We start from the raw sequence: 12,599 nt of genomic DNA on the forward strand, positions 1-12,599 counted from the left end.
ACGTTGCAATATTAACGCCAAACCACACAAAACATTTTGTGTGGTCTGAAGATACTTATTTGCGTTGAATTATCTATTTTGACAGAATTATTTCGATAAGAAATCAAGAACGGAATAATCTCCCAAGGAAATTTCTCTCGACACCCCGAAATACTGCGCAGAATTCCCAATCATAGAATTCGATAGGTTTCCGTGATTGATTTGTGTATTTTCCTGAATCAGAGAGTTTTCAATATTAGAATTAACCACTACCGTGTTATTTCCTAATGAAACTCCGGGACCAACTTTTGAGTTGGAGATTTTGACATTTTCACCAATAAAACACGGCGGAATAATCAGTGAATTTTCGATTTGTGCTGAAGCCGGATATTGGGCCATTGCTTCTTGTTCGTAGGCGAGAATTTTACTGTTGGTTTCTACGGTAGCGTTTTTATTTCCGCAGTCCATCCAATCGTTTACCTTTCCTAAGGTAAATTTCGCTCCTTTTGCGCGGAGATTCTCCAGGGCTGTGGTAAGCTGATATTCTCCACCATTTTTGATGTCGTTATCCATTAGATAATTGATTTCATCCATCAGTTTTTCAGCACTGTTGAAATAGTAAATCCCGATAATGGCAAGATCTGAAACAAAAGTCTGTGGCTTTTCAACAAAATCTGTAATAAACCCGTAGTTGTCTAATTTTACAACTCCGAAAGCTGAAGGATCTTCTACGCTTTTTACCCAGATTACACCATCCGAATTTTTATCCAGAATAAAATCTGCACGGAAAAGAGTATCGGCAAAAGCGATCACAATATTATCGCTCATTGATTGCTCTGCACATTTGATCGCATGAGCAGTGCCAAGAGGATCGGTCTGGTAATAAATACTTCCTTTCGCTCCCAGTTTTTCAGCAATATGGATAAGGGATTTTTCAATCTCGGGGCCAAAATCTCCAATGATGAAAGCAACTTCTTCAATTTCTTCTCCTGCGACTTTGGCGATGTCTTCTACCAGCCTTTGAACGATAGGTTTTCCGGCAATCGGAATCAAAGGTTTCGGAACGGTAAGAGTATGTGGGCGTAATCTGGAACCACGTCCAGCCATAGGAACGATAATTTTCATAAATTATATTAGTATGTTTTTTTTATTAGGTTATAATTTTTTATAAAGATAGCAATAAAACTATGTTTGTGGTATAATCTCAGGAGTTTTGCATAATATTAAAACAGAAACCATACGCAGCAAATTAAAGACCAAATTTATTTTCTGATTTTTGAAAGAAGCATCTCTTTTTCAGAATACATCAATATGCCTGCATAAATGATGAATAATAAGTTTCCGATCCAAAGATTATAATCAAAAAATTCTACGATAATATAGCTGAATACAGCCAAAAGCATAACGAAAAAGGAAATTTTCTTCATTCTGTAAGGAATAGGATAGTATTTCTGACCTAAAAAATAAGATAAGACCATCATGGTAAAATAAGCACCTAATGTGATCCAGGCCGAAACCATAAAACCATATTGCCTTAGTAAAAAGAGATTCAAAACGATTGTTATAATGGCCCCTATCCAGGAAATATAGGTTCCAACTCTCGTTCTGTCAGTTACTTTGTACCACGTGGAAAGATTGTAATATATCCCGAAAAAAAGATTAGCAATAACAATAATAGGAATGATGTTAATGGCAACCCAGTATGAACTGTTGGGCACCAGTAAAAGCTTAAGCCAGGATACGTTGGCAATGATTCCCAAAGCAACTACAGATGCGAAAAAAGAGAAATATTCGGTTACTTTTGCATAGGTTTTCTTTGCATTTTCATTGTTCATCTGTTTAAAGAAAAACGGTTCAATTCCCATTCGGTATGCCGTAACGAAAAGTGTCATTAAAACGGCCATTTTATAACATCCGCCATATGCTCCTGCATCACCGTCATCAATGATAAATTTCTGGATGAATTTATCGAAGTTTTCATTCACCATGAAGGCGAGTCCGGCAATCATAATCGGCCAAGAATATTTTAGCATCTGGAAGAAGAGTTCTTTTGAAAACTGCAGCTTCACCTTCAGGATAACCGGTAAGACCAATATGACCCCTAAAAAGCTCGCCGCAAGATTGCTGTAAAACGGATACGAAACTTTTTCCTTTAAGCCTAATTTTAAACTGAATTCCTGCGGAATATAAAGAAATAATGCAATAGCAAAAGCACTCTGGAAGACAGCCTGAATCACTCTTACAGCAGTATATTTTATCGGTCTGTTGTGAAATCTGAACCAGGCCAGCGGGATTACAAGAATATTGTCAAAGAATGCAATCCATGCAAACCAGCGAATAAACTCCGGCGTTTCAGAATATCCGAAAACATTGGCAATGGGCTGATTAAACAGCAATACCAACACCAGAAAAACAGTTGATAAACCTGTTAAAAACCAGAAAGAAGTATTGAAAACCTTCTGTTCATTATCTTTATCGGATGAAAACCTGAAATAAGCCGTTTCAAAACCAAAAGATAACACGATATTAACAAAAGATATCAGTGCATATAAATTGGTGAAAATGGCAAACGAACTGTTATCAATATTTTTTATAAAGAGATAGTTTAACAGTACAACAATGATCCTCGGCATAATAGCGCCAATTCCGTAGATAATTGTTTCGTTGAGGAGTTTCTTCAAAATCTGAAATTTTATGCAAATGTAAATATTTAGAAATTGATTTTTTATTGACGATATTAAATTCATTCATAAACCTTAATTTTGAAAAACTTTGTGAAATTTCTGAACTTTGACAAAGTTGGATAATTTACCACCACTTAATTTAAAAGTAAAAATGAGGACCTTAATCAAAAATGTAAAAATCGTTAATGAAGGAAAAATATTTGAAGGCGATATTTTAATAGAAAACGATATAATTTCCAAAATAGATACTAATATTTCAGAACAGGCAGATGAGACAATTGATGGTTTTGGAAAGTATCTTTTACCGGGAGTTATTGATGACCAGGTGCATTTCCGTGAGCCTGGCCTTACGCATAAAGGTGATATTGAAAGTGAATCCCGAGCAGCTGTTGCAGGTGGAACCACCAGCTTTATAGAACAGCCTAATACGGTTCCCAATGCCGTAACCCAGGAATTATTAGCGGATAAATATGAAATTGCTTCTCAGAAATCATATGCCAACTACGGTTTTATGATGGGAGGGACAAATGATAATCTCGAAGAAATCTTAAAGACCAATCCGAGAAACGTTCCGGGAGTCAAATTATTTTTAGGTTCTTCTACAGGAAATATGCTGGTTGATAATCCGGAAACACTGGAAAATATTTTCAGCAATACGAAAATGCTGATTGCCGTTCACTGTGAAGATGAAGCAACCATCAGAGCCAATACGCAACAATACATTGATCAGTACGGAGAAGATATTCCGGTGAAATTCCACCATTTGATCAGAAGTGAAGAAGCCTGTTATAAATCTTCTTCAAAAGCTGTCGAGTTGGCAAAAAAAACAGGAGCGAGGCTGCACGTTTTCCATTTGTCAACGGCGAAAGAATTGGAGCTTTTCCGAAACGATATTCCATTAAAAGATAAAAAAATCACGGCGGAAGTTTGTGTTCATCATTTGACTTTCACCAATGAGGATTATGAAACAAGAGGTTCGCTCATCAAATGGAACCCGGCTGTAAAAACCCAACACGATAAAGACGGACTCTGGGAAGCGTTGCTTGATGACAGAATTGATGTGGTTGCCACTGACCATGCGCCTCATACTTGGGAAGAAAAACAGAATGTTTACACAAAATGTCCTTCTGGAGCGCCTTTGGTGCAGCATTCTTTGGTGGTGATGCTTGAAAATTATAAAAACGGAAAGATTTCTTTAGAGAGAATCGTTGAAAAAATGGCTCATAATCCGGCAATTTTATTCAGAATTGAAAGAAGAGGTTTCATCAGAGAGGGGTATAAAGCTGATTTGGTTTTAGTAGATCTGAATGAGAACTGGACAGTAGAAAAAGAAAATATCCTTTACAAATGTGGTTGGAGTCCGTTGGAAGGAATGAGTTTCCATTCTAAGGTAACCCATACTTTTGTAAATGGAAATTTAGTTTACGAAAACGGAAAGATTAATGAACAGAAATTCGGGGAGCGACTGCTTTTTGAAGTTCAGGAATAAAAAGGTTTAAATTAATATTACGATTACGGGCGGGCTTTAGCCCGCCCGTAATCGTAATAATCTTTCAGCATTAATATTGCAAATAAGATCAATGCTTTTCTATTATATTAAAGTTGGTGACTGAACTCAGGCAATTACAATACTTTCAATTCCTTTTGATAAAGCTGTATCCTGGATAACAGGAAGACCCAGGCCTTCCGCCCGGAAAACACTGATGTCGGTAATCCCGATAAACCCAAGCACGCTTTTCAGATAAGGTACTACAAAATCATAAGCCTGATAATCGCCTTCTGAAAAAATAGAGCCACTCGCTACTGCGATATACACTTTTTTATTTTTCACCAGACCTTCAAATCCGTTTTCGGAGTATCGGAAAGTCATTCCGCCTCGTGCAATATGATCAATATAAGCTTTTAAAACAGAAGGGATTCCAAAATTATAAATAGGAACAGAAATGATGATGATATCTGACGCCTGCAATTGTGCAATTGCGTCATCCGAGCGTTTTACTGCTGCGTTTTGTTCCGGTGTTCTGTTTTCAGCCGGAATAAACCAGGAATCTACCTGCTCTTCGCCCAAATGAGGGAAAGGGTTTTTCAGCAGATCCAATGTTGTTATGGAATGTTCAGGATACGTTTCCTGCAATTTTTCTTCAATGGCGTTTCCCAGTGTTCTGCTTGCCGAACCATTGGTTCTCGGACTTGAAATAATATGAAGTACGTTTTTCATTTTTTGAATGATTAAAATTTCTTCAACAAAATTATGTACATTTGCTTATGAAAAGTAAGTAGTGAACAAAAGGTTAGTACTAACCTTTTTATTAGTTGTTAATTTTTAATCATATGGAAAATCAGGATCAGGTCTGTAAAAATGGATGTAAGGCTGCGTGCAGTGAAAATCTTGCTGCGGTGGAAGATGCATTATATGTGATCGCAGGAAAATGGAAGCTCAAAATCATTATTGTTCTGCAGGAAATGGGAAATGTTCGTTTTAATGAGTTACAAAGACTTATTCCCGGTATTTCCGCAAGGGTTTTATCGAACGAGCTCAAAGATCTGGAACTGAACGGATTTGTAAAAAGGGTGGTGCATGCCGAACAGATGCCTGTTGTAGTAGAGTATATATCAACAGATTATAGCCATACTTTAAAGCCTGTGATCATGTCGCTGTCACAATGGGGAAAAACGCATAAACGAAAAATTAAGGAAGAAATGCTTTAATTCGCGGAATGTTTCGTAAAGTCTGTTTTGTTTATAACTAATTAAAAGATTGTCTGAATTCCAAAGGAGACATCTTCGTTTTCTTTTTAAAAAGCGTACTGAATGACTGCGCATGCTCAAATCCCAGCTCATAGGCAATTTCACTTATCGAAAGCTCTGTTGTTGAGAGTTTCTCTTTTGCTTTGCTGATCAACTTTTCGTGAATATGCTGTTGCGTATTTTGCCCGGTATGAACCCTCAAAAGATCGCTCAGGTAATTGGGCGAAAGATTCATGGCTTCTGCGATTTGCTGAACAGTAAGCAGTTCTTTTTCAGCTGAATTATCATTAAAATAATCATTCAGAAAAGCTTCAAATTTTGCCAGAAGATGATGATTTCCACTTTTTCGGGTAATAAACTGTCTTTCATAAAATCGTTTGGAATAATTCAGCAATAACTCAATTTGCGACAGAATAATTTCCTGGGTATGATGATCGATGTGCTGGCATTCTTTATCAATCTTAAATAAGATTTCAAGCAAATCATTTTCTTCGTCTTCAGAGAGATGCAGCGCTTCATTAACGGCGTAAGAGAAAAATCCGTAGGAAGAAATGGTTTTTGCTAGGGAATGTTTCAGAAGAAAATCTTCGTGGAAAATCAACAGGTAACCTGTGTTTTTGCAATCCATCGTCTGCAGATCCAGATATTGAACTTGGTTGGGCGCTGTAAAACTCAACACCCCTTTATCATAATCGTAATGCTGTTGTCCGTATTTTATTTTTCCTGTAGCGTTTCGTTTCAGGGCTACACAGTAATAATGGCTCACAAAACCTTTCCATACTTCATCTTCGATAAAAATACTTTCTGAAAGGTTAATAACGCTTACCATTGGATGTTTCGGTTCCGGTAACGACAAAAGTCTGTGAAAATGGGAAATAGATTGTATGGTGTTCATACTTAAGGTTTATAATAGTAAAGGTAACAATTATTTGGATTCTTCAAACCGTCTTGGATTTGGGCGCCTTTTTCCGTCTTCCACTCCCGCTTTTTTGCTTCACTTCGTTGCGCAAAAAGAGCTCCGTTCAAGCCGGGGCGCATAAAAGTACTACTTATAAACCTAACAGGTTTCAAAAACCTGTTAGGCTTGAATTATTACGAATTTTACTTTAAAGATTTAACTTTTGAAAAGAAAATACTAATAATCTAAGAGTCCCATCCCGAATTCATCGTATGTCGCTCCCGTATCCGTTCCCAACGGCACAATACTTTCAAGCTTCTCAATATCAGATTCGCTTAACTGAATGCTTGCTGCTTCAATATTCTGTTCAAGATATTTTCTGCGTTTCGTTCCCGGGATCGGAACAATTCCTTTGCTGATGATCCACGCCAGAGCGAGTTGAGAAGACGTAATTCCTTTTTCTTTTGCCATGGCTTCAATTGCTTCCACCAGCTCAATATTTTTATGAAAATACTGTCCCTGAAATCTTGGAATTCCTCTTCGGAAATCATTTTCCGGCAAATCATCAATGGAACGAATCTGTCCGGATAAAAATCCTCTTCCCAACGGTGAATAAGCTACAAAACCAATTCCCAATTCATTCAGTGTTTTGATGACGCCTTTTTCTTCAACGGTTCTTTCAAACAAAGAATATTCGCTCTGAACTGCCGAGATCGGATGAATAGCATGTGCTTTCTTTACGGTTTCAGAAGATACTTCGGATAAACCAATATAACCGATTTTACCTTCTTTTACCAGATCGCTCATGGCGCCAACCGTTTCTTCTACCGGAACATTCTTATCCAGTCGGTGCATATAATACAGGTCGATGTAATCGGTTTTCAGATTTTTGAGTGAGCGTTCAACAGATTTTTTAACATAGTCTTTACTTCCGTTGATTTTCCAGGTAATCTGTTCGTTGTCATCAATTTCCCAACCAAATTTGGTGGCGATGATATATTGGTCCCGATTGCCTTCAATTGCTTTTGCAATAAGCTGCTCGTTTTTAAAAGGACCGTACAGATCTGCCGTGTCCAGAAAATTTCCGCCCAGTTCCAAAGAACGGTGAATGGTGGCAATAGCTTCTGCTTCATCTGCAGGACCATACATATTGGCATCTCCAAATCCTGTCATTCCCATACATCCTAAACCAATATTCGGGATGATGAGTCCCTGGCTTCCTAATTTTACCTGATTCAATTTCATATTGTTGATTTTTATTGATACAAAATTGAAGAGAAATTAAGAACCTGATGTATGCAAAACGCTGATTGTCGTATGCAAATTACAGATGAGCAGAATTTAATCTCATTTATCATTGAAAATAGTGTTTAAAAGCTATTTCTTTGGTTTCGAACCCATATAAAAATTCAATTTCCCACCATTTATGATATCCGAATGTTTTAATGTAAAGTTTTTAATTTCCTTACCATTCAACAGGATTTTTTGAACATACACATTTTTTGGACTTTGATTAATCGCTTCGATCTCAAAAGTTTTTCCGTTTTCTAAATTCAAAATCGCATGGTCGATTGCCGGACTTCCAATGGCATACTCTTCCGAACCCGGAGCAACAGGATAAAATCCAAGCGAACTCAAAATATACCAGGCGCTCATTTGTCCCGCATCGTCGTTCCCACCTAATCCATCTGGAGTTGCTTTATATTGCATTTCAAGAATTCTTCTGATCTGCGCCTGGGTTTTCCAGGGCTGTCCTGCCCAATTATAAAGATAAGCCACGTGATGTGCCGGTTCGTTTCCGTGGACGTAGCCTCCGATAATGCCTTCTCTTGTAATGTCCTCTGTATCTGCAAAAAACTCGTCAGGCAAATGCATGGTGAACAATTCATCCAGCTTGGAGGCAAATTTTTTCTTGCCACCCATAAGCTGAATTAATTCACCCGGATTTTGCGGTACAAAAAAAGTATAATTCCACGAATTTCCTTCAATGAAGCCCTGTCCGTGCGTACTCAGCGGACTAAAATCTTTTTTAAAACTTCCGTCTGCAAGGCGGGGACGCATGAATCCATTACTTTTATCAAAATTATTTTTCCAGTTTTCGGAGCGTTTGATGAACTGATTATAAAGTTCTGTTTCGCCTAAATGTTTCGCCAGTTGTGCGATTGCCCAGTCGTCATAAGCATATTCCAGCGTGTTGGAAACCGAAGTTCCGTTTTTTTCCGAAGGAATATATCCTAAATCAATATATTGCCCGATGCCTTCATAATCTCTTTTGTTAGCTGTAGCAACACAGGCTGATAGGGCTGCTTTTGCGTCACCGTCATAATTTCCTTTAATAATGGCATCTGCGACAACGCTTACGCTGTGATAGCCGCTCATACACCAGTTGTCATTAGCGTAATGTGACCATATCGGAAGCATTTTCATAGAAAACTGATCGTAATGCACCATCATAGATTTCACCATATCGCCGTTTCTTTTTGGCTGGATGATATTAAAAAAGGGATGTAGTGCACGATAGGTATCCCAAAGGGAAAAAGTAGTATAATTGGTGAAGCTTTCTACCCGGTGAATATTTTGATCCAAACCTTTGTATTCTCCGTTTACATCCATATACGTGGTCGGATTGATAAAAGTATGGTACATTGCCGTATAAAAATTCGTTTTCTCAGTATCTGAACCTTTAATGACTATTTTATTAAGCTCATTATTCCATATTTCCTGGGTTTGTGCTTTTACCTGATCAAAAGATAAATTTCCGGCTTCTTTTTCTAAATTTTCAAGGGCATTGGCCTGGCTTACCGGTGAAATGGCTAATTTAATTTCAATGGCTTCATTTTCTTCCGTATCGAAATCGAAATACATTTTCAGGTTTTTTCCTGCGATTTCGGGGAAATTTTTAGTCTGGTCGAATTTTCTCCAAAAGCCATTATAAACCTGCTTCCCATCATAATTCTTCTGTCCGTAAGATTTGAAAGGCTTTGAGAATTTCATGGCAAAATAAACGGTTCTCGTTCTTGCCCAGCCGTTGGTCTGACGATAGCCGGTAACAGTGTTTTCGTTTTCTACCCGAACATAAGTCCAGATATTTTTTCCTTCATAATTATAGATTCCGGACATCAGATCAAAAATAATATGCGCCTGATCCGACTTCGGAAAAGTGTATCGATGGACACCAACTCTTGTTGTTGAGGTTAATTCGGCTAAAATATTATGATCCTCCAGTTTTACTTTGTAATAGCCGGCTTCTGCTTTTTCGTCCTTATGGGAAAATCGGCTTCTGTAGCCATTTTCAGGATGGTCTGCAGTTCCGGGATTCAACTGTAACTTCCCGATAGTCGGCATTATTAAAAAATCTCCCAAGTCTGAATGTCCTGTTCCGCTGAAATGGGTCGAGCTAAACCCTACGATGGTTTTATCTTCGTAACGATAACCGGCGCAGTATTTATAGACTTCGCCATTATATTTCCCATTGAGTTCATAAGCAATAGTGTCGGTTTCCGGACTTAGCTGAACGGCTCCGAAGGGTGCAGTGGCTCCGGGATAGGTATGGCCCATTTTTTCTGTACCGATCAGAGGATTAACAAATTGTATTAATTTTTCAGATTTTTGGGCATTGGTAAATGCGCCGAAAAGCAAAAGAATAAAAACAAAAGTTCCGGGATTTTTCATGCAAGAATTTTTTCGATGCATAAATTTAGATAAAATCGAATGATAATGATTTATGGTTTTTGATTAATCAATTATTTTTCAGAAAAACGAAAGCCAATACCATGCAGATTTTCAATGACAATATTTTCTTCTTCTGCCAATACTTTTCTCAATCTGGAAATGAATACATCCAGACTTCGGCCCATGAAATAATCATCATCGCCCCAGATGGCTTTCAGAATGTCCTGTCTTTTCAGGACGGTATTTTTATTACGGATAAAATAAAACAGCAGATCAGATTCTCTTTGGGTAAGGGTAATCATGTTTTGGGCGTCCTGCAACGTATAGTTTTTAGGATCAAAAGTATATTTTCCTACTTTGAATTTTGATGGAAAAGCATTCGTTTTCTTAGAGCGCCTCAGGAAAACTTCGATTTTCAGAATCAATTCCTCAATGCTGAAAGGTTTTACCAGATAATCATCGGCCCCGATTTTTAATCCTTTGATTCGGTCCTCTTTCAGCGCTTTTGCGGATATGAAAATAATTGGAATCTCAGTGTTTTTCTCACGGATCCGTTCTGCCAGTTCAAAGCCGTTAAGTTCGGGCATCATGATATCAAGAAGACAGATGTCAAAAGTCTCTTTATTAAATGCCTCAAGTGCTGATTTCCCATCACGATAACATGAAATGTTGTAATGATTTTCCAGGCTGTCCTGAATCAGGAAGGCAATCGTTTCATCATCTTCGGCATACAGAATTTTAGATTTTTCCATCTCTTTCAAATATTAAAGTGGCAGAGTAAGGGTAATGGTGATTCCTTTATCGGCGTTATTTTCAACCGAAATTTTCCAGTTATGCTGCTGGACAACTTTTTTCACGTAAAATAAACCTAGCCCGAAACCATTCACTTCATCGCTTTTTGGGGTATTCACTCTGTAAAATTTATCAAATATATGAGGAATGTTTTTAGCAGGAATCCCAATTCCGTTATCTTTAAACTTTAAATATAATGCTTTTGAGTCTTTTAATGAAGAAATAAAAATGACGGGTTTGGTACCGCAGTATTTTATAGAGTTATCTAAAATATTATAAACGATATTGGTAAAGTGAAACTCATCGGCAACGATGGATAGATTGCTCTCAATATCTATTTGCACGGAAAGATCTTCGTTTTTTTGCTTTATATTATCAATGATTTCCTGGATAAAAGGAAGCAACACAATTCTTTGCGGCTTTAAAGATAACCCTGAAGCGTCATTCTTGGCAATATTTAATATCTTTTCAATATGTCGGTTAAGTTTATAGCTTTGATCGGTAATAATTGAGGTATAAGTCTGCAATTTAGGATTGTCTTTTACGATATCCTGTTTGGTTAATGCTTCTGAAGCCAGCAATATGGAAGAAAGTGGTGTTTTGAATTCATGCGTCATATTATTAATGAAATCCCTTTGCAGCTCTGCAAATTTTTTCTGCTGGATAATGGTGTAGATCGAATAAACATATACTAAAAGAATAATGATTAATGCAAAAGTGAGCACGTACCAAAAACGCAATGAGCTGATAAGGTACGTCGTTTTATCAGGAAAACGGATAGAAAAGTAATAAACGAGATTTTTGTGTTTAGGAAATTTAATGATCTTCTCGTTTGGGCTTTCCTGATGCTTCGAGACGAATTTCCCGTAAAGCATCTGATCGCTGTGACAATTGTACAGTGCATACACATAATCGGTGTTGATCTGGAAGCGATTAAATTCGGTCTTAAGATAATATTCCAGTAATTCAGGATGAAATTCATTATTAATGTTTACCACATAATAATCATTGGAAATATTCTGTACCGGACTTTCGCTGAAAGACGTTTTTCCACCGGACAATTTTTCTACCACTTCGAGCAGGGCAATGTTCACGGTCTGATTAAATTTTTTATCTTCAAGATTATACGCCTGCCGGGTCCACATCAGCTGGGCAATTAAGATCCCGATAATTGCCACAAATCCGAGGGTAATGATAATATTGAGTTTTTTTATTTCCATTTTATCAAACAATATTATCCAAAAATATTTATTTATCTTTGGCTATTAACAACTCATTAACAAATGTTTGAAACCGGTTAACACGCAAAACTTGTTATCACCTTTACATTTGCTATATCAAAAGACATAATACGTTTCTTGTAACAATTAATAAAATTTTATATCATGAAAAAATTAAAAATTACAGCTCTTTTAGCAGTGTTGGCATTTTCTCCATTCTATGCGGGAGTTTTTCCTGCTGACAGCAATCCCGTTGTTAAAGTACTTGCAGATGCCATTAAATGGAAATCAGAATCTATTGATGTAGGAAATATTCCTCAGGGAAAACCTAAAGTGATCCGATTTGAATTCACCAATACATCCAAAAAACCTATTGTCATTGAAAATGTGGCGCCATCTTGCGGATGCACAACGGCAGACTACACCAAAACTCCTATTCTTCCCGGAAAAAAAGGATTCGTAGAAGCGAGTTATAATGCTGCAAGTGCAGGTCCCTTCATGAAGACGGTAAATGTTACCACCAGCGACAGCAAAACTCCTAAAACGCTTTCTTTCAAAGGCACGGTTGTTGCATCTTAATTTCTATTAATTTAATCTTGTTCAATA

General features: G+C 37.3%; 11 protein-coding genes. 3 read left to right on the forward strand and 8 right to left on the reverse strand.

Annotated features, from left to right (window positions below; all coding sequences use genetic code 11):
- Positions 1-87 precede the first annotated feature (87 nt).
- Both M0D58_RS13705 and M0D58_RS13710 read right to left on the reverse strand, forming a co-directional pair.
- Positions 88-1,104: a sugar phosphate nucleotidyltransferase gene (locus M0D58_RS13705; RefSeq protein ID WP_248390413.1), complete on the reverse strand. Its 1,017-nt coding sequence runs from the start codon at positions 1,102-1,104 to the stop codon at positions 88-90.
- A 137-nt stretch (positions 1,105-1,241) separates the two neighbouring features.
- A complete protein-coding gene (locus M0D58_RS13710) occupies positions 1,242-2,660 on the reverse strand; it encodes a lipopolysaccharide biosynthesis protein (protein ID WP_248390415.1) in 1,419 nt (472 codons plus the stop codon).
- A 154-nt stretch (positions 2,661-2,814) separates the two neighbouring features.
- Here M0D58_RS13710 and M0D58_RS13715 point away from each other — a divergent pair, with 154 nt between their 5' ends.
- On the forward strand, positions 2,815-4,152 hold the full coding sequence (locus M0D58_RS13715) for a dihydroorotase (RefSeq protein ID WP_248390418.1): 1,338 nt from the start codon (positions 2,815-2,817) through the stop codon (positions 4,150-4,152).
- Positions 4,153-4,278: 126 nt separating this feature from the next.
- Here M0D58_RS13715 and M0D58_RS13720 read toward each other — a convergent pair whose 3' ends face one another.
- A complete protein-coding gene (locus tag M0D58_RS13720; protein ID WP_248390421.1) occupies positions 4,279-4,881 on the reverse strand; it encodes an FMN-dependent NADH-azoreductase in 603 nt (200 codons plus the stop codon).
- A 113-nt stretch (positions 4,882-4,994) separates the two neighbouring features.
- On the opposite strand from M0D58_RS13720, the gene M0D58_RS13725 reads away from it, so the two are divergent.
- A complete protein-coding gene (locus tag M0D58_RS13725; protein WP_248390424.1) occupies positions 4,995-5,372 on the forward strand; it encodes a winged helix-turn-helix transcriptional regulator in 378 nt (125 codons plus the stop codon).
- Positions 5,373-5,409: 37 nt separating this feature from the next.
- Here M0D58_RS13725 and M0D58_RS13730 read toward each other — a convergent pair whose 3' ends face one another.
- The 5 genes from M0D58_RS13730 to M0D58_RS13750 form a co-directional block, all read right to left on the reverse strand.
- The gene (locus M0D58_RS13730; protein ID WP_248390427.1) at positions 5,410-6,306 is read right to left on the reverse strand and encodes a helix-turn-helix domain-containing protein; all 897 of its coding nucleotides are present in this window, start codon (positions 6,304-6,306) and stop codon (positions 5,410-5,412) included.
- 240 nt (positions 6,307-6,546) lie between these two features.
- Complete coding sequence (locus M0D58_RS13735) at positions 6,547-7,554, reverse strand: aldo/keto reductase (protein WP_248390430.1); 1,008 nt, start codon at positions 7,552-7,554, stop codon at positions 6,547-6,549.
- 132 nt (positions 7,555-7,686) lie between these two features.
- Positions 7,687-9,981 (reverse strand): GH92 family glycosyl hydrolase, encoded by a 2,295-nt coding sequence (locus M0D58_RS13740; protein WP_248390433.1) that lies wholly within the window; start codon positions 9,979-9,981, stop codon positions 7,687-7,689.
- A gap of 71 nt (positions 9,982-10,052) precedes the next feature.
- Positions 10,053-10,733: a response regulator transcription factor gene (locus tag M0D58_RS13745; protein ID WP_248390436.1), complete on the reverse strand. Its 681-nt coding sequence runs from the start codon at positions 10,731-10,733 to the stop codon at positions 10,053-10,055.
- 12 nt (positions 10,734-10,745) lie between these two features.
- Positions 10,746-11,993 carry a sensor histidine kinase gene (locus M0D58_RS13750; RefSeq protein ID WP_248390439.1) on the reverse strand — a complete coding sequence of 416 codons (1,248 nt, stop codon included), beginning with the start codon at positions 11,991-11,993 and terminating at the stop codon, positions 10,746-10,748.
- 165 nt (positions 11,994-12,158) lie between these two features.
- Between M0D58_RS13750 and M0D58_RS13755 the strand changes: the two genes are divergently transcribed.
- On the forward strand, positions 12,159-12,572 hold the full coding sequence (locus M0D58_RS13755; protein ID WP_248390441.1) for a DUF1573 domain-containing protein: 414 nt from the start codon (positions 12,159-12,161) through the stop codon (positions 12,570-12,572).
- The last annotated feature ends 27 nt before the right edge of the window (positions 12,573-12,599 follow it).

The organism is Chryseobacterium nepalense, assembly GCF_023195755.1.
GTDB lineage: Bacteria > Bacteroidota > Bacteroidia > Flavobacteriales > Weeksellaceae > Chryseobacterium > Chryseobacterium nepalense.